This window comes from Mesorhizobium sp. M1A.F.Ca.ET.072.01.1.1 (assembly GCF_004023325.1).
In the GTDB taxonomy this organism is placed as follows: Bacteria; Pseudomonadota; Alphaproteobacteria; order Rhizobiales; family Rhizobiaceae; genus Mesorhizobium.
Genome location: NZ_RZSF01000044.1, coordinates 1 through 17,877 on the forward strand (window position 1 = coordinate 1; position 17,877 = coordinate 17,877).

A 17,877-nucleotide genomic window follows, 5' to 3' on the forward strand; every position below is an offset into this window, starting at 1 on the left:
CGATAGCGCTCTGAGCGACATAGGTTCTGATCAGCAGCATCGTTCCGGTCCGTTTTCGACGGGAAACCAAATCGTCAAAATGGACCGGAATGCAAGGCCCCGTCGCGCTATTTCAGCGGATGAGCATGGCTGCCGACGTCAGACGACTCACGTCCGATTGATCGACACCCCACCATCGGCAAACAGTGCCGTGCCAGTGGTGAAGCTTGAGGCGTCCGAGGCGCAAGATAGAGCGCTGAGCGAGCGATCTCCTCGGGCTGCGCCATGCGCTTCAGTGCATGGATGCCTTCGACGAAGGCACGCGCCTCGGGCGTCGTGGTCGTGGCGCCGGGCGTGTCGGTGCCGCCGGGCAACAGCGCGTTGACGCGCAGCCCTTTCGGTCCGTATTCGGCGGCCAGCACCTGTGTCAGCCCGATCAGCCCCGCCTTGGCGGCGGCGTAGGCCGCCATGCCCGGCATGCCTGCGGTATAGCCGACGAAGCTCGAGGTGAAGATCAGCGAGCCGCCGCCGCGCTCCAGCATCGCCGGGATCTGGTGCCTGGCGGCGAGGAAGGCGCTGGTCAAATTGGTGTCGATCGTGTCGTGCCAAGTCGCCGGCGCCATCTCCGGGACCGGCGCCATCAAGCCGACGGCGCCGGCATTGTTGAACGCAATGTCGAGGCCGCCGAACCTTTCGACCGCAAGCTCGACCAGAGCTCTGGCATAGGCTTCGTCTCTGACGTCGCCGGCGAGTGCAATTGCGGTTCCACCTGCTGTCTCGATTTCGCCGACGAGTGCATCGAGCTCGGCCCGGCGGCGCGCGGCGACGACGAGACTGGCGCCCTGCTCGGCGAATAGACCGGCCGTGGCGCGGCCGATGCCGGAGCTGGCGCCGGTGACGATGGCAACCTTGTTGGTGAGTGCGAACATTTCTCATCCTTTCTCTATGCCGGTCCAGCCGGTGGTGGGATGCTTGGTCGCAAATCGGCATTTCGGCAGCCACCCGAAAGCTGACTTGCCGATCGGAATGCGAGTTGTCGGGCATGCGCCGCGCAGCCGCGGCGCAAAACGGCAAGCGCCGTCGCAAACAGCGCAAGGGTGGCTACGCGCTTTCGCTAGTGATACACCACGCGCGCCGGGGGATGCCCGGCCGAGATCCGCGATTTTTGGCGCGAGGCTGAACGTGAAGAAATACTCCGTATTCGCCATTGCCCGCGAGGCGATGCGCGGCCACAAGGGCTGGGAAGAGCAATGGACCTCACCCGAGCCGAAGAAGGAATACGACGTAATCATCGTCGGCGCCGGCGGCCACGGCCTGGCCACCGCCTATTATCTGGCGACCGAGCACGGCATCACCAATGTCGCGGTGCTGGAAAAGGGCTGGCTCGGCGGCGGCAACACCGGCCGCAACACCACCATCATCCGCTCCAACTATCTCTATGACGAAAGCGCCGGCATCTACGACCATGCGCTGAAGTTGTGGGACGGACTGAGCCAGGAGCTCAACTACAACGTCATGTATTCGGCGCGCGGCGTCATGATGCTCGCGCACAATGTGCATGACGTTCAGGTGTTCAAGCGCCACATCCATGCCAACCGCCTCAACGGCATCGACAATGAGTGGCTGACGCCGGAACAGGCGAAGGAGTTCTGTCCGCCGCTCAACATTTCCAAGGAGGCGCGCTATCCGGTCATGGGTGCCGCGCTGCAGCGCCGCGGCGGCACGGCCCGCCACGATGCGGTCGCCTGGGGTTATGCGCGCGGCGCCTCGGCGCGCGGCGTGCACATCATCCAGAACTGCGAGGTCACCGGCGTCAAGCGCGCGGCCAACGGCGCGGTCACCGGCGTCGAGACGACGCGCGGCTTCATCGGCGCCAAGAAGGTCGGCGTCGTCGCGGCCGGCCATTCGTCGGTCATCATGGATATGGCCGGCGTGCGCATGCCGTTGGAGAGTTATCCGTTGCAGGCGCTGGTCTCGGAGCCGGTCAAGCCGGTGGTGCCATGCGTCATCATGTCGAACACGGTGCACGCCTATATTTCGCAGTCGGACAAGGGCGAACTGGTCATCGGCGCCGGCACCGACCAGTATATCTCCTATTCGCAAACCGGCGGCCTGCACATCCTGCAGCACACGCTCGACGCCATCTGCGAAATGTTCCCGATCTTCACCCGCATGAAGATGCTGCGCTCCTGGGGCGGCATCGTCGACGTGACCCCCGACCGCTCGCCGATACTGGCTAAGACGCCGGTCAAGGGCCTCTATGTGAATTGCGGCTGGGGCACGGGGGGCTTCAAGGCGACGCCAGGTTCGGGCAACGTCTTTGCCCACACCATCGCCAGGGACGACCCGCACCCTATCAACGCGCCCTTCACGCTCGAGCGCTTCCGCACCGGTCGTCTCATCGACGAAGCGGCGGCGGCGGCGGTGGCGCATTGATGGTTGCCGAGATGGCCTGCCAGAAGGTTTGCGATCAACCCGGCCGGCGCCCGCGTCGGCCATGGCGAATTGTAGGATCAACCTAGATGCTTCTCATCCGCTGTCCCTATTGCGAGGAAGAGCGCCCGGAACTCGAGTTCCGCAATGCCGGCGAGGCGCATATCGCGCGCCCGACCAACATTGCCGCCGAAAGCGAAGACGATTTCGAGAAGTTCTTCTTCATCCGCTCGAACCCGAAAGGCGTCATCTATGAGCGCTGGCGGCATATCCATGGCTGCGCCCGCTTCTTCAACGCCGTGCGCGACACCGTCACCGACAAGTTCGTCATGACCTACAAGGCCGGCGAGCCGAAGCCCGCGAAGCTGCCTGGAGCCTCGAAATGAACGCGTCGTTCCGCATCTCCGGCGCCGGGCGCCTCAGCCAGGCCAAGACCGCCTCGTTCAGCTTCGACGGCAAGTCCTATCTCGGCATCGAAGGCGACACGCTGGCCTCGGCTTTGCTTGCCAACGGCGTCCATCTGGTCGGCCGATCCTTCAAATACCATAGGCCGCGCGGCTTCCTGTCGGCCGGTGCGGAAGAGCCCAACGCGCTGGTGCAGATCGTGCGCGACGACGCGCGCAAGACGCCGAATGTGCGCGCGACCGTGCAGGAGCTCTATGACGGGCTCACCGCCAGTTCGCAGAACCGCTGGCCCTCGCTCGCCTTCGATGTCGGCGCGGTCAACGACATTGCCTCGCCGATGTTCTCGGCCGGCTTCTACTACAAGACCTTCATGTGGCCGAAGTCGGCCTGGTTGAACTTCTATGAGCCGAAGATCCGCGCGACGGCCGGCCTTGGCGTTTCCCCCGACCGGCCGGATCCTGACCATTATGCGGCGCGCTACGCGCATTGCGACGTGCTGGTGCTGGGCGGCGGTGCGGCCGGCATCGCCGCGGCGCTTGCCGCAGCCGAAACCGGCGTGCGGGTAATCCTCGCCGACGAGCAGGCCGAATTCGGCGGCAGCCTGCGCTTCGAGAGCGGCGCCAGGATCGATGGCGAGGACGGCTTTGCCTGGGCACAAGCCGCGATCGCCAAACTCAGGGCGATGGACAATGTCCGAGTGCTGTCGCGCACGACAGCTTTCGGGTACTACGCGCAGAACTTCGTCGGCCTGGTCGAGCGGGTCAGCGACCATCTCAAGAGCCCCGGCCGGGAGCTGGCGCGCGAGCGCCTGTGGCAGGTTCGCGCCAAGCGGGTCGTGCTCGCGACCGGCGCCATCGAGCGGCACATGGTGTTCGCCAACAACGACCGGCCGGGCGTCATGCTGGCATCGGCGGCGCGCACCTACCTCAACCACTATGGCGTGGCGGTCGGCAGGAATGTCGGCGTCTATACGGCAAACGACTCGGCCTACGCGGCCGCGATCGACCTGAGGAAGGCCGGCGTCAATGTCGCTGCCATCGTCGACCTGCGCGACAACCCGTCGGGGGCGGTGATCGACGAAGCGAGGAGCCTCGGCATCGAGATCAATTTCGGTCGCGCTGTGGTTAGCGCCGGCGGCAAGCTGCGCGTATCGTCGATGACGGTGCAGCCGAAGAACGGCGGCGGCGAGCGCACGATCGCGGTCGACGCCATCCTGATGTCCGCCGGCTGGACGCCGTCGGTGCATCTGTTCTCGCAGTCGCGCGGCAAGGTCGCCTTCAACGAGGAGGCGCGACGCTTCGTGCCGGGGACCTATGCGCAGGACTGCGTCTCGGTCGGCGCCTGCAACGGCACGGACGGTCTGGAGGCAACGGTCGACGAGGCCTATGCGGCAGGTGCCCAGGCGGCAAGGGACGCCGGCGGCAAGGATTCCAGCGGCAAGATGGGCAAGGGCGCCAAGCCAAAGGTCGATGCCAGTGAAAGCTGGTCACGCGGCATGCTTGGCGCTGCGCCCGGCGCCGGGCCGGGCACCACGGTCAAGGCCTTCGTCGATTTTCAGAACGATGTCACCGCCAAGGACATTCGCCAGGCGGTGCATGAAGGCATGCACTCGATCGAGCACGTCAAGCGCTTCACCACCAACGGCATGGCGACCGACCAGGGTAAGACGTCGAACATGCACGGCCTGGCGATCGCCGCCGAGACGCTCGGCAAGCCGATCCCGCAGGTTGGTCTCACCACATTCCGCGCGCCCTATACGCCGGTCACCTTCGGCTCGATCGTCGGCCATGCGCGTGGCGCGCTGTTCGACCCGACGCGCCGCACGGCGACGCATGGCTGGGCGGCCGCCCAAGGTGCCGTGTTCGAGGATGTCGGCCAGTGGAAGCGGGCCTGGTATTTCCCCAAGGCCGGCGAGGACATGCACGCCGCCGTCAACCGCGAATGCGTCACAGTGCGCAAAGCGGCCGGCCTGTTCGACGCCTCCACGCTCGGCAAGATCGAGGTGGTCGGGCCGGATGCGGCGAAGTTCATGGAGCTGCTCTACACCAACCCGTGGGAGAAGCTGGAGCCCGGCCGCTGCCGCTACGGCATCATGCTGCGCGAGGACGGCTTCATCTATGATGACGGCGTCGTCGGCAGGCTGGCGCCGGACCGCTTCCATGTGACGACGACCACCGGCGGCGCGCCGCGTGTCATGCATCACATGGAGGATTATCTCCAGACCGAGTTCCCGTATCTCAATGTCTGGCTGACCTCGATCACCGAGCAATGGGCGGTAATCGCCGTGCAGGGGCCGAGCGCGCGGAAAATCATCGAACCTTTGGTCGAAGGCATCGACATGTCGGACGAGGCACTGCCGCATATGTCGGTGCGCGAAGGCAAGATCTGCGGCGTGCCGACGCGGCTGTTCCGCATGTCTTTCACCGGCGAGCGCGGCTTCGAGGTCAACGTGCCGGCCGACTACGGCGAAGCGGTGTGGGAAGCGCTGTGGGCCGAAGGCCAGAAGCATGGCGCGACCGCTTACGGCACCGAAACAATGCACGTGCTGCGCGCCGAAAAGGGCTACATCATCGTTGGCCAGGATACGGACGGCACGGTGACGCCGAACGATGCCGGTCTCGACTGGGCGGTCGGCAAGAAGAAGACCGACTTCGTCGGCATTCGCGGCATGATGCGCGCGGATCTCGTCGCCAAGGGCCGCAAGCAACTGGTCGGTCTGAAGACCAAGGATCCGAAGGTCGTGTTGGAAGAAGGCGCGCAGATCGTCGAGGATCCGAAACAGGCGATCCCGATGAAGATGATCGGCCACGTCACCTCCAGCTACTGGTCGGAGAACTGCGGGCGCTCGATCGCGCTGGCGCTGGTCGCCGGCGGCCGTGATCGCATGGGCCAGACGCTCTATGTGCCGATGCCGAACGGCACGATCGAGGTGGAGGTCACCGGCATGGTGTTCGTCGACGAAAAGGGGAGCGCCTCAATGGCTAAGGCTGCCGCCAAGACAAAAGCCGCCGACGCTTCAGCTGCCACCGAACGGCGTCCGGCACTTGCCGGCCGCGCGGTGTCGGCGCCGGCCGTCAAGGTCGAGATCCTGCCGCCGGCCGAACGCATCTCGCTGCGCGCGCCCGAAACTTCCGTCGCCGCGCTTTCCAAGGCGCTCGCCGTGACGCTGCCGGCGAAGCCGAAGAGCTCGGCGGCGAAAGGCGGGCGCACCGCCTTATGGCTCGGGCCGGACGAATGGCTGGTCATCGACGACGCCGGGAACGATCCGCTGGCCGACTGCGCCAAGGTCTCGGCGCTGCACTCCGCGGTCGGCATCTCGCATCGCAATGTGGCGATCTCGGTTGCCGGGCCGGCGGCCGCGGTGACGGTCAATTCCGGTTGCCCACAGGACCTGTCGCTCGAGGCCTTCCCGGTCGGGGCAGCATCGCGCACCATTCTCGGCAAGTCCGAGATCGTGCTGCTGCGTACCGCTGAAGACACGTTCCGGGTGGAATGCTGGCGTTCCTTCTCGGACTATGTATTTACTTTGCTGTCGGAAGCGGCGAGCGACGCGGCGAACTGATCCTGCGCCAACCGGTCCGAAGGGCCGGCCTCGGGGAAATCTTCACCGGTCCGGGCCGTTTCTGCGGCTTGCGAGGAGACTGCCGATGCCGTCCAAATCCGCGCCGAAGACGCCCAAGAAGACAGAGGCGGTCCGTTCGCTGGAGCGGGATCGCGAGATCGAGGAAGAAGAGCTCGAGGAAGGCCTCGAGGACACCTTCCCGGCCAGCGATCCGGTATCGATTACCAGCACCACCATCCCCGGCGGCCCAGCAAAGCCTGGCAGGGCCAAGACCTTGCCTGGAATGAAGTCGCGCAAGAAGTAGAGCCGCTGCCGCTGTCAAATCGGGCTTCAGGCGAAACGAAAATGGGCGGCCAAGTGTCGCCCGTTTTCGTTTGCGATTTGGCGGTGATTAGAGGCCGGGCACGAACCAAGGGTTCACGTCGATGCCGAGCCGCGGGCTCTTGTTCGTCTGGATGTTGGCGGCATCGGTCTTTTCCACCGAGCCGGTCGCGGCGCAGTCGAGCGCCTGATTGGTGTGAGTCTGGGTGCAGGCCGCAGGGGCGTGCTTGGCCGGCTGGCTCCCGCCAGCGCAAGCGGCGCCTGAGAGAGACAGCACGGCAGCGAGCGCGAGGATTGTCTTTTTCATCTTTCCGTCTCCAATCGTACATGTACGATACAACGTACAGATACGGTTAACGGAGGCCGAATTCAAGAGGCAATTTGTACACGTACGACAAATTGTCTTGAACGGAGTACCGGCCTCGCGAATCAAGCGACCGGCTTGTTCAAACCGGCGCAGCCGGTCAGCAGTTGACGGGTGTATCGGTGAGGGGGGGTATGTGCTGCGCCGACAACGAGGCCAACATAAAATCGCACATCCGCTTCACATAGGCCTGGGGGTCGCCGAACGGATAGAAGGGAAAGGTGATCAGCAGCGAAATCGTGCCGTGGCCAACGGTCCACAGCATGGTGGCTATGGCGCGAGGGTCGCCTTTGAGCTTGCCGGCTGCGACGCAGGCCTCGACCCTGCTGATCAGCACCTTCATCGCCGGATTGCCCTGTTCCATGTCCTCGTAGCTCCGGCCTTCCGGCAGCCGGGTCTTCTCTGTCATGAAGACGGTGCGGTATTCATTGGGATTGCCGAGCCCGAAGGCGGCATACTCGGTCATCACAGCCCGCAGCGCCTCAACGGGATCGTCTGCCGGGTGCTCCTCGATGCGGCGGGCAAGCGTTTCGAACGCGTCCTCGGCGAGCGCGAACAGGATGTCCTGCTTATCGGCAAAATAGGAATAGACCGACATCGGCGCGTAGCCGACCCGCTTGGCAAGCTTGCGAATGGTAAGCCCTTCGTAGCCCTCTTCCTGCACAAGCTTGTGAGCTGCGTCGACCAGTTCGGAACGAAGCTCGGCTTTCTGTTTCTCGCGGCGTTTCTGAACGCTCAGCGGCAATTTCCGCCTGCCTTTATGGTTGGTTGCCTGATAAAATTATATACGCTGTACGGAAACGGACAAGGGAGCGGCCTGGTTCCCCAAGATACGCCCTAACGCTTTGTTCCTACTTAATTCCGAACAGGAAAGCCGCTACCCACTTTTTCTGAACTAAATCGCGCTGATGCCGCCGTCCAGCGCCTGCGCATGGCCGCGAGCCCTCAGTGGCGAAGGCTTTGGCCGCGCCGCTGCCGAGACCGCCTGTCGCACCGGTGATCAGCACCGTCGCTCCATCGAAACGGCCCGTGGCTTGGCTCCCTCAACTTTTCTTGTCAATCAGTTCCACCGCCAGCGCGGCGAGCAGCTTCACCGCCTCGCCATAGGTCCTGGCCTTTTCCGGGTTGGAGGCATTGCCGTCCAGCGCGCGGCGGTAGACACCCTGGCAGATCGCCGCCAGGCGGAAGAAGGAGAAGGCGAGGAAGAAGGTCCAGTTGCCGATGCCGTCGATGCCGCGCCGGCGGCAATAGGCGGCGACATAGGCCTCCTCGGACGGCAGGCCGATCGAGGCGCGGTCGATGCCGTCTAGGCCGCGAAAGCCCGACCCATGCGGCAGCCGCCATTGCATGCATTGATAGGCGAGGTCGGCAAAGGGATGGCCAAGCGTCGACAGTTCCCAGTCGAGCACGGCGATGACCTTCGGCTCGTCCTTGGCGAAAATCATATTGTCCAATCGGTAGTCGCCATGCACCAGCGAGACCCGGCCGTCATCGGCCGGCATATGCGTCTCTAGCCAGGTCATCAGCCGATCCATAGCGGCTATGCTTTCGGTTTCGGAGGCGCGGTACTGACTTGTCCAGCGCGCGAACTGGCGCTGGAAATAGCTGCCGGGCTTGCCGAAATCGCCTAAGCCCACAGCCTCGACATCGACTTGGTGCAGGGCGGCGAGGGTCGCATTCATGGCGTCGTAGATCGCGGCACGCTCGTCATTGCCGGATGTATCCGGCAGCGACGGATCCCAGAAGATGCGCCCGTCGAGGAACTCCATGACGTAGAACATGCGGCCGATCGGCGTCATCTCACCTGAAAGATGGAGCATGCGCGGCACCGGCACGGAGGTCGTGCTCAGCGCCTGCATGACCCGGAATTCGCGGTCGACCTGATGTGCCGATTTCAGCAACTGCCCCGGCGGCTTGGCGCGCAGCACGTAGCGGCCGCTGGCGGCGGTCAGCAGATAGGTCGGGTTCGACTGTCCGGACTTGAATTTTTCGGCCGCGCAAAGCTTGGAAAAACCAGGCACATGCGCTTCGAGATAAGGCGCAAGCGCTGCTTGGTCGAGCGCGTTGGCGTCGCCGCTCATGCGGTCTCGGGCTGGCGCTCGATCAGCGTCAGGGTCAGCCAGCGCGCGGTGAGCGCCGGCTTCTTCGATCCTTCGATCTCGATGGTGACGTCGTGCGCCGTCTGCACCCATCCCGAAGGCCGCACCTTGACGTCGGCCAGCACGAAATGGGTGCGGATGCGCGAGCCGGTCTTCACCGGCGCCAGGAAGCGCAGCGTGTCGAAGCCGTGATTGACGCCCATCTTGGTGTTTTCGATCGGCGGCATGGTCTCGAAGGTCATGGCCGACAGCAGCGACAGCGACAGGAAGCCGTGCGCGATGGTGCCGCCGAACGGCGTCTCGCGCGCGGCCCGTTCCGGATCGCAATGGATGAACTGGTGATCGTCGGTGGCGTCGGCGAACTGATCGATCATGCGCTGCGTCACCGTGCGCCAGGGCGACACGCCGACTTCCTTGCCGACGCTGGCCAGAAGCGTATCGAGACTGATCGGTTCCACGCTGATGTCCTCCGCACCCCGCCCGGATCGCGATTGCTTGAACCGGGCGTCCTACTCCTTGAACAATGTCATCCCGTGCTGCACCGACTGGCCGCCGTCGATCGGCAGGATGGCGCCGGTGACATAGCTTCCGGCACGGCTGCACAAATAGAGCGTTGCGCCGGCAATGTCATCCGCCACGCCGATGCGGCCGAGCGGAACATGGCTGCCGACACGTTTCGCCTGCTCCTCCGTGGCGGTGGCAAAGGCCGTCATCCGGCTCTGGAAGGGACCGGGCGCAAAGGCGTTGACGGTGATGCGGCGGGCGGCGAATTCGATCGCCAGCGTGCGCGTCAGGTGATGCACCGCAGCCTTGGAGGCGGTGTAGGAATAGGCATCGTCGGCCAGCGGCTGCGTGCCCATCACCGAGCCCAGATTGATCACGCGGGCCGGGTCATCGTCGCTTGCTGCGGCATCGAGCAGCGGCAAAAGCTCGCGCGTCAGATGGAAGACGGCGGTGACGTTGACGCCCAACACCTTGGCCCAGGCGTGGTAGGGAAACTCTGCGAGCGGCGCGCCCCAGGAAATGCCGGCATTGTTGACCAGGATGTGCAGCCGGTCCGTTCGGACCTTCACCTCGGCAACCAGCGCGGCGATGCCCGCTTCGCTGGACACGTCGCCGGCAAATCCCTCGGCCCGACCGGAGCCGCCCTGCGCGTTGATTTCGTCGGCGACCCGCACACAGTCCTCGCCCTTGCGCGAGGCGATCATCACGGAGGCGCCGGCCTGCACCAGTCCGGTCGCGACCATGCGGCCGATGCCTGTTGCGGCACCGGTCACAAGCGCGGTCTTGCCGACCACCGAGAACAGCTTGTCGAGATAGCTCATCATAATTCCTCCCGCGCGCCTCGTCCCGGCCGGAACCGAAGGACTCGCGTTGACAAGGCTAGCCGAAGTACGGTCATCCTTGCCACGGATAAAGGAGCGAAAGGGTCGGAACCGATGGCGGACATGAACCTCGGCATGACCGAGCGGCTGAAGCCGATCCATCAGCGCGTGGCCGCGATGGTGCGCGACGAGATCGCGCCGCTCGGCGAGGAGTTTCTCGCCGAGGTCGGCAGAAACGGTGACCGCTGGACTTACACGGCCAGGCAGACCGGAATCCTCGAAGGGCTGAAGAAGACGGCGCGGGAGCGCGGGCTGTGGAACTTCTGGCTGACCGATTCCAAGCGCGGCTACGGCCTGTCGACGGTCGAATATGCCTATCTGGCGGAGGAGATGGGCAAGGCGCATCTCGGCGCCGAGGCCTTCAACTGCTCGGCGCCCGATACCGGCAATATGGAAGTCCTGGAGCGCTACGGCTCAAAAGAGCACAAGCGGCAGTGGCTGGAGCCGCTGCTCGAAGGGAAGATCCGCTCGGCCTATCTGATGACCGAGCCGGACGTCGCCTCATCCGATGCCACCAATATTTCGATGAGCTGCGAGCGGCAGGGCGACGACTATGTGCTTAACGGCGAGAAATGGTGGGCGTCCGGGGCCGGCGACCCGCGCTGCGCCATCTATATCGTCATGGTGAGGACCGGCTCGGACGAGGAGCCGCAGCATCGCCGGCATTCGATGATCCTGGTGCCGGCGGAGAGCGAGGGGATCACCAAGCTCCGTCCAATGCAGGTCTATGGCGACGACGACGCGCCGCATGGCCATTTGCATCTAAGGTTCGAGGATGTGCGGGTGCCGGCGGCGAACCTGATCCTCGGCGAGGGCAGGGGCTTCGAGATCGCGCAAGGACGGCTTGGGCCAGGCCGCATCCATCATTGCATGCGCGCGATCGGCCAGGCCGAGATGGCGCTGGAGATGCTGTGCCAGCGTTCGGTGCGGCGCGAGGCGTTCGGCCAATCGCTGGCAAAGCTCGGCGCCAATTTCGACATCGTCGCCGAATGCCGCATGGAGATCGAGATGGCGAGGCTCCTGTGCCTGAAGGCAGCTTGGATGATCGACCAGGGCGATGCACGCGCTGCGGCCCCTTGGATCAGCCAGATCAAGGTGGTAGCGCCGCGCGTCGCGCTCAAGGTCACCGACGAGGCGGTGCAGATGTTCGGCGCGCAAGGCATCAGCCAGGACACGCCGCTCGCCCGCTCGTGGACGCATCTGAGAACTCTGCGATTGGCCGACGGGCCGGACGCCGTGCACCGGCGGCAGGTGGCGCGCGCCGAGCTCAGGAAATACACCCAGGAGAAGATCTGACCGCCATGACGCTTCCATCGGAAATGCGAGGCTTGCTGCTTGTCGGCGACGGCTACAGCAAAACGCCTTCGGCCAGCGTGCCGGAGGCGATGGAGCCTTATTTGAAGCCCGGCAGCATCGCCGTGCCGGCGCCTGGTCCAACACAAGCGCTGATCAAGGTCAGTCTCGCCTCAATCAACCCGTCCGATATCGCCTTCATCACAGGGCAATACGGCCAGCCCCGTGTGCAGGGCCGGCCGGCCGGATTTGAGGGCGTAGGCGTTGTCGTCGCGACTGGTGAGGACGCCTACGCAAAAAGCCTTGCGGGCAAGCGCGTCGCCTTCGCCACCGGCGTGTCGAACTGGGGTGCTTGGGCAGAATACGCGGTCGCCGAGGCGGCTTCCTGCATTCCACTGCTCGACACGGTGCGCGACGAGGACGCTGCGGCGATGATCGTCAATCCGCTGACCGCCTTAGCCATGTTCGACATCGTCAGAGAGGAGGGTGAGAGGGCCTTCATCATGACTGCCGGCGCCAGCCAGCTCTGCAAGCTGATCATCGGGCTGGCGAAAGAGGAGGGTTTTCGGCCGATCGTCACCGTGCGCCGCGACGAGCAGATCCCGCTGCTGAAAGAGCTGGGCGCCGCCCATGCGCTCAACGAGAAGGCGGCGGATTTCGAGGCCGCGCTGCGCGAGGTGATGAAGGCGGAGCAGCCCCGCATCTTCCTGGACGCAGTGACCGGACCGCTTGCCTCGGCCATTTTCATAGCCATGCCGAAGCGCTCGCGCTGGATCGTCTATGGAAGGCTCGACGCCGAGCCGACAGTCATCCGCGAGCCCGGCCAACTGATCTTCCAGCACAAGCGCATCGAAGGCTTCTGGCTGGCCGAATGGATGCGGCAGTTCCGCGACCGGCTCGGCCCGGCGGTGCTGGAGGCGCAGAAGAGGTTTTCCGACGGGCGCTGGTCGACGGATGTGACGGCGGTGGTCCCGCTGGACGAGGCCATTGCCAGGCTGCCGGACGAGCTGGCCAAGCCGAACGGCAAGGTGTTTGTTAAGCCCTGATCAAAATAACTCGAGGTCGCGTCTATGAGGCTACGGTGGTTTGTCGGATTCGTCCTGGTGTCAATGGCAGGTACATTTAGTGCCGAGGCCGCCGACAAGTTCCCGCCCATTTGGCGCAAGTCGATGACCAATGATCCGGGTACGAACTATTTTCTCAATAAATATTCGGCCTCTTTGAATGATCCAGCATCGACCGCAATTAGAAATATCATGCTGGCGCGCGTCGTCGGCTCTGAATGCCAGTCATCGCGGCTCAGCAAGGCCAAGGTCAGGGCCTATCGCGATAGCATGCTCGGCTCGCTTTCGTCGGATGCATTGAAAGCGGCTGCATTCGCAGCCGGCAGCGAATTGCGCAACTTCGACTATGAAACGCTCGCGCATCTTTGTGCCGGCATCGATTATCAGTTTGGGCCGAAAGGAGTGCTCATAGCGGGTGCCGTTTCGTCAGGCAAAGGCGAGCCAAGATATTCCTACGATCAGCGCAATCCATACATTCGGCTGCCCGAATTCACCGGCAAGTAGCTGAGCTGCCTGGCTCGTGCTCGTCCACTATTCCGCCGGCTCGACATTGGCATAGGCGGCTTGCTCGAGTTCGCGCTTCACACGGGCTTCCTCATGCGCCTTGGGCGTGACGAAGCGGCCAAGCAAGAGATAGGCGACAGGGGTCAGGAAAAGCGTGGAGACGGTCGCCAGGCCAAGGCCGCCGACGATCACCCAACCGAGCGCCACGCGCGCCTCGGCGCCTGCGCCTGAAGCCAGCACCAGCGGCACGCCGCCGAGCACGGTGCAGATCATCGTCATCATCACCGGGCGAAGGCGAATGGTGGCGGCCTCTTCGATCGCCTCGCGCACGCCAAGCCCGCGGTCGCGCAGCTGGTTGGCGAACTCGACGATCAGGATGCCGTTCTTGGCCATGACCCCGACCAGGAGGACCAGGCCGATCTGGCTGTAAGCATTGAGGCTGGTGCCCGACAAGAGCAGCGCGAAGATGGCGCAGGCGAGCCCGAGCGGCACTGTCGCCATGATGATGACGGCGCTGACGAAGCTCTCGAACTGGGCTGCCAGCACCAGAAGGATGATGACCAGCGCGAAACCGAAAATGGTCGCCATGGCGCTGTTGCTCTCGCCAAGCGTCGCCGCTTCGGCCAGCGGCACGATCCGCGCGTCCGACGGCAGCAGCGGTGTTGCGATCTCCTCGGCGCGGGTCAGCGCATCGCCGAGCGCGAAGCTGCCGCCGAGACTGGCGGTGATCGCCACCGACGGCTGCTGCTGCTCGCGAGTCAGGGACGGCGGCACGGCGCGCTCGGTCAGCGTGGCGATGGTCGACATCGGCACGAAGCGGCCGTCCGACGTTTTCAGGAAGATGTTTTCCAGATCCGTCGGATCGTTGATCGGATTGGTGGTCGAGACCAGCTTCACGCCATAGCTGCGGTCGGCGATGTAGACGTCGACGACATCGTTGCCGTCGAGCATCGCCTGCAGCGTGTCCGCAAGCCCGGTGATGTCGATGCCGAGGTCGGAGGCGCGTTCGCGGTCGATGGCAACGGCAAGCTGCGGCTGCGTAAGGTCGACGGAAAGTCGCGGTGATTGGAAGCGTGGATCCTGCCGCATTTCCTCGACGATCTGCACCGCCGCCGCGCTTAGCGCCTTGCGGTCGTTGCCGACCAGGGCGAATTGCAGGCCGCTGCCCGCGCCGCGGATGCGAAGGCTGTTGGGCTGAACCGGGAAAACGCGGACGCTTGGCACCTGCTTTGTCAGGCGGCTGATCTCGGCCATGATCTCCTGCTGGCTGCGCGTCCGCTCGGCCCACGGCGCCAGCGTCATCACCATGAAGCCGCTATTGTAGGCGCCGTTGTTGCCGGCATTCGCGAAGGTGCTGCGGATCTCGCCGGAATCGCGCAAAGGCTGGATCAGCCGCTCGATCTTGCGCATCTGCTCGGTCGTGTAGTCGAGGCTGACTCCTTGCGGCGCGTTGATGCGCAGCAAAACGACGGCGCGGTCTTCGGTCGGCGTCAGCTCCTGACGTATCGTGCCGAACAAAGTGAAGGCGGTGCCAGCGAAGAGCATAGCGACGAGCACTACGATCCAGGGGGCGCCGAGGCAGGCATGCAGGCAGCGCTTGTAGAGCCGATGCAATGCACCGCCGATGCGAGCGCCCACGCCGCTGCCACCTTCGTGGTGAAGAGAGGCGCTGGTCAGCATGCGCGAGGCGAGCATCGGGCAGAGCGTCAGCGCCACGACGCAGGAGAGCAGTACCGACATCGCCAGCACGAAGCCGAACTCGCGAAAGAGCCCGCCGGTCTGTCCCGGCAGGAAGGAGATCGGCACGAAGACGGCGACCAGGGTCAGCGTCGTGGCAACGACGGCGAAAAAGACTTCCTGGGTGCCGAGCACGGCGGCCGCGCGCGGCCCCATGCCCTCGTTGCGGCGGCGCACGATATTTTCGAGCACCACGATGGCGTCGTCGACGACGAGGCCCGTCGCCAGAACCAGCGCCAGCAGCGTCAGGATGTTGATGGAAAAGCCGGCGAGGTAGATCGCGGCGATGGTGCCGATCATGGCGACCGGCATCGACAGGCCCGGGATCAGCGTCGCGCGCCAGTCGAGCAGGAAGGCGTAGATGACGATCAGCACGATCGAGACGGAAAGCGCGAGCGCGATCTCAACCTCATGCACCGCGCCGTTGACGAAGACGGCATCGTCGCTGGTGACCTTGATCGACATGCCTTGCGGAAGATTTGCCTGGAGTTTCTCGACGGCGGCCCTGACGCCGGTCGATATATCGAGCGTGTTCGACTCCGCCTGGCGGATGATGCCGAGGCCGATGCCGGTTTTGCCGTCGGAGCGCAATGAGGTCTGGCCGATGTCGGGGCCGAGCGTCACGGTGGCGACGTCGCGGATGCGCGTCGCGCCGCCGATGACGATGCTCTCGAATTCCTCCGGCGTGGTCACGTCGGCCGTCGTGCGCACGACGAGGTCCTGGTTGGTGGTGGTGATCGAGCCGGCCGGGGAATCGAAGGCGACGGAGGCGAGCGCCTTGCGCAAATCCGCCACGGTGAAGCCATGGCTTGCCAGCTTGTTCTGGTCGACGTCGATGCGGAAGATCTTGTCGCGGTCGCCGGATACCTGAACGTCGGCGACCCCTGGGACGGCGGCGAACTCGTCCTCGATGCGGTCCTGGACCAGCACCGTCATGTCCTGCACCGACATGGTGTCGGACGTGACCGCCAGCCGCATCACCGGGTCGGAATTGGCGTCGGCCTTGACGATGCGCGGCGCATCGGCGGTCTCGGGCAGTTGGTTGGTGATGCGGCTGACGGAATCGCGGACATCGGAGGCGGCGACATTGAGATCGACGCCGTCGTTGAACTCGATGGTGACGCGGCTCTGGCCGAAAGATGAAGTCGACGAGATCGACTTGACGCCCGAGACGCGCGCGACGGCGCCTTCGATCGGGTCGGTCAACTCGCGGTCGACGGTTTCGGCGGCCGCGCCCTCGAAGGTGGTGTTGACGGTGATGACCGGGCGGTCGACATCCGGCAGTTCGCGGATTTCGACGCCCCAGAAGGCTGCGAGGCCGGCGACCGCGATCAGCGTATTGAGCACGAAGGCCATGACCGGCCTGCGGATAAAGAGCGCGGTCAGGCCCGATCCCGCGGTCTGGTCGCCGGCGGCGCTCATGAGCCTTCGGCCGCGGTGGCGCGGTCCTCGCCGGCGATCCGGACGTCGCCGCCTTCGCTGACACTCTCCGTGCCTTCGGTCACGACCATATCGCCGCTCTCGACGGGAGCATCGATCAGCACCGTCTCGGTGTTGCGCTGGATGATGCGCACCGGCACGCGCTTTGCCTTGCCGTTTTCGACGGTCCAGATATAGGCGCCGTCGGTGCCCCACTGGATGGCCAGTGGGCTGACGGCCGGATAGGTGTCGCCGGGGAATTTCATGGCGATCTGGAACGACATGCCGGCGCGCAGCGAATCCGCCGGGTTGGCGATCGTCGCCTTGACGAGCAGCGTGCGGCTGTTCTCGTCGATATGGTTGTCGATGGCCGAAACCGTGCCGGAATAGACCTCGTTGGGGTTGGCCAGCGGCGTGGCCGACAATCGCTGTCCGACCTTTACGGCGGCGGCAAAACGCTCCGGCACCCAGAAATCGACCAATATGCTCGAGCGGTCGTCAAGCGTGGCGATCGCCGACTGGCTGGTGACATAGTTGCCTGCGGCGATCGGCAGGATACCGACAGTGCCTTCGATAGGCGCGACGACCGAGCGGCGCTCGAGCGCGAGCTCGGCATCGCGCAGCGCCAGCTTGGCATTGGCGAGCGCCACCTCGGCATCCGCGACGGCAACTTGCGTGGCGGCATTGGAGGCTCGCAGCGACTTGACCCGATCGAGCTTCGCCTGGGCGTCGTCGAGCGCGACCTTGGCACGGTCGCGCGCAATCACTTCCGTCTCCGAATCGAGCCTGGCGATGACGTCGCCTTTTTCGATATGGGTGCCGGACTGCACCGGCAGTTCGGTGAGGCGGCCGGAAGAGTATGGATTGACGGTGACTGTCGCATTGGCGCGGCCGGTCCCGATCGCCTGAAGCCTGTCGTTGATGGTGGCGGTGCCGGCAGGGGAGGCGACAATGGTCACGATCTGGCCGCCGCGGTTGCGACCGGACCGGGCCGAACCGGTCTCGATGCTTCCCGTGGCGGGGGGCGTCGCCGCAATCGCCCAGTCCATTCCCCAGCGTGCCAATACCTCAGGCGCGCCGGGATAGAAGCGCGCCCAGGCGGCCGCAGCGGCAACCACGATCACCAGCGCAAGAACAATCTGTTTCCAGCTCGACATTGACACTCCAGCGGCAGAATCGTCCGCCGGTTCCAAGTGGAAGCAGGCTGAGCGACGATACGGCGTGAGAGCGATACCGGCCACGCCACATCATAATATCAGCGTTTTATGGCAATTATCACGCAAACGTGCACATTAAATCTCGGTAACGTGAA

15 protein-coding genes and 1 pseudogene are annotated in these 17,877 nt (G+C 64.6%); 7 read left to right on the forward strand and 9 right to left on the reverse strand.

The window, feature by feature from the left end:
* Window positions 1-147 precede the first annotated feature (147 nt).
* Window positions 148-908, reverse strand: a pseudogene (locus EOA32_RS09310) (SDR family oxidoreductase).
* Window positions 909-1,161: 253 nt separating this feature from the next.
* Here EOA32_RS09310 and EOA32_RS09315 point away from each other — a divergent pair.
* From EOA32_RS09315 to EOA32_RS09330, 4 genes are all read left to right on the forward strand, one after another.
* On the forward strand, window positions 1,162-2,415 hold the full coding sequence (locus EOA32_RS09315) for a sarcosine oxidase subunit beta (RefSeq protein WP_067002609.1): 1,254 nt from the start codon (window positions 1,162-1,164) through the stop codon (window positions 2,413-2,415).
* 86 nt (window positions 2,416-2,501) lie between these two features.
* Window positions 2,502-2,798 carry a sarcosine oxidase subunit delta gene (locus EOA32_RS09320; RefSeq protein WP_067002607.1) on the forward strand — a complete coding sequence of 99 codons (297 nt, stop codon included), beginning with the start codon at window positions 2,502-2,504 and terminating at the stop codon, window positions 2,796-2,798.
* Window positions 2,795-6,379, forward strand: coding sequence for a sarcosine oxidase subunit alpha family protein (locus EOA32_RS09325; RefSeq protein ID WP_189407020.1), 3,585 nt, complete (start codon window positions 2,795-2,797; stop codon window positions 6,377-6,379). The genes EOA32_RS09320 and EOA32_RS09325 overlap by 4 nt, the downstream gene beginning before the upstream one ends.
* Before the next feature lie 85 nt (window positions 6,380-6,464).
* On the forward strand, window positions 6,465-6,683 hold the full coding sequence (locus EOA32_RS09330) for a hypothetical protein (RefSeq protein ID WP_095778807.1): 219 nt from the start codon (window positions 6,465-6,467) through the stop codon (window positions 6,681-6,683).
* 87 nt (window positions 6,684-6,770) lie between these two features.
* On the opposite strand, the gene EOA32_RS09335 is transcribed toward EOA32_RS09330, so the two are convergent.
* From EOA32_RS09335 to EOA32_RS09360, 6 genes are all read right to left on the reverse strand, one after another.
* Window positions 6,771-7,007, reverse strand: a complete 237-nt coding sequence (locus EOA32_RS09335; RefSeq protein ID WP_067002599.1) for a DUF680 domain-containing protein — start codon at window positions 7,005-7,007, stop codon at window positions 6,771-6,773.
* A gap of 157 nt (window positions 7,008-7,164) precedes the next feature.
* Window positions 7,165-7,809: a TetR/AcrR family transcriptional regulator gene (locus EOA32_RS09340; RefSeq protein WP_067002597.1), complete on the reverse strand. Its 645-nt coding sequence runs from the start codon at window positions 7,807-7,809 to the stop codon at window positions 7,165-7,167.
* Window positions 7,810-7,915: 106 nt separating this feature from the next.
* Entirely contained in the window at window positions 7,916-8,071 is a 156-nt protein-coding gene (locus EOA32_RS39760; RefSeq protein ID WP_245299772.1) for a hypothetical protein, read from the reverse strand.
* 36 nt (window positions 8,072-8,107) lie between these two features.
* Window positions 8,108-9,145 (reverse strand): phosphotransferase, encoded by a 1,038-nt coding sequence (locus EOA32_RS09350; RefSeq protein WP_067002595.1) that lies wholly within the window; start codon window positions 9,143-9,145, stop codon window positions 8,108-8,110.
* The gene (locus EOA32_RS09355; RefSeq protein ID WP_277816115.1) at window positions 9,142-9,627 is read right to left on the reverse strand and encodes a MaoC family dehydratase; all 486 of its coding nucleotides are present in this window, start codon (window positions 9,625-9,627) and stop codon (window positions 9,142-9,144) included. The genes EOA32_RS09350 and EOA32_RS09355 overlap by 4 nt, the downstream gene beginning before the upstream one ends.
* Window positions 9,628-9,672: 45 nt before the next feature.
* The gene (locus EOA32_RS09360) at window positions 9,673-10,488 is read right to left on the reverse strand and encodes an SDR family oxidoreductase (protein ID WP_067002768.1); all 816 of its coding nucleotides are present in this window, start codon (window positions 10,486-10,488) and stop codon (window positions 9,673-9,675) included.
* A gap of 114 nt (window positions 10,489-10,602) precedes the next feature.
* Between EOA32_RS09360 and EOA32_RS09365 the strand changes: the two genes are divergently transcribed.
* The 3 genes from EOA32_RS09365 to EOA32_RS09375 are packed head-to-tail and all read left to right on the forward strand — an operon-like array spanning window position 10,603 to window position 13,409.
* Entirely contained in the window at window positions 10,603-11,844 is a 1,242-nt protein-coding gene (locus EOA32_RS09365) for an acyl-CoA dehydrogenase family protein (RefSeq protein WP_128371563.1), read from the forward strand.
* Between the two features lie 5 nt (window positions 11,845-11,849).
* Window positions 11,850-12,887, forward strand: a complete 1,038-nt coding sequence (locus EOA32_RS09370) for a zinc-binding dehydrogenase (RefSeq protein WP_067002592.1) — start codon at window positions 11,850-11,852, stop codon at window positions 12,885-12,887.
* Window positions 12,888-12,944: 57 nt separating this feature from the next.
* A complete protein-coding gene (locus EOA32_RS09375) occupies window positions 12,945-13,409 on the forward strand; it encodes a hypothetical protein (RefSeq protein WP_189407022.1) in 465 nt (154 codons plus the stop codon).
* A gap of 27 nt (window positions 13,410-13,436) precedes the next feature.
* On the opposite strand, the gene EOA32_RS09380 is transcribed toward EOA32_RS09375, so the two are convergent.
* Together EOA32_RS09380 and EOA32_RS09385 are read right to left on the reverse strand one after the other, a co-directional pair.
* Window positions 13,437-16,568 carry an efflux RND transporter permease subunit gene (locus tag EOA32_RS09380; RefSeq protein ID WP_128371564.1) on the reverse strand — a complete coding sequence of 1,044 codons (3,132 nt, stop codon included), beginning with the start codon at window positions 16,566-16,568 and terminating at the stop codon, window positions 13,437-13,439.
* Window positions 16,565-17,722 carry an efflux RND transporter periplasmic adaptor subunit gene (locus EOA32_RS09385; RefSeq protein WP_128371565.1) on the reverse strand — a complete coding sequence of 386 codons (1,158 nt, stop codon included), beginning with the start codon at window positions 17,720-17,722 and terminating at the stop codon, window positions 16,565-16,567. The genes EOA32_RS09380 and EOA32_RS09385 overlap by 4 nt, the downstream gene beginning before the upstream one ends.
* Window positions 17,723-17,877 lie beyond the last annotated feature (155 nt).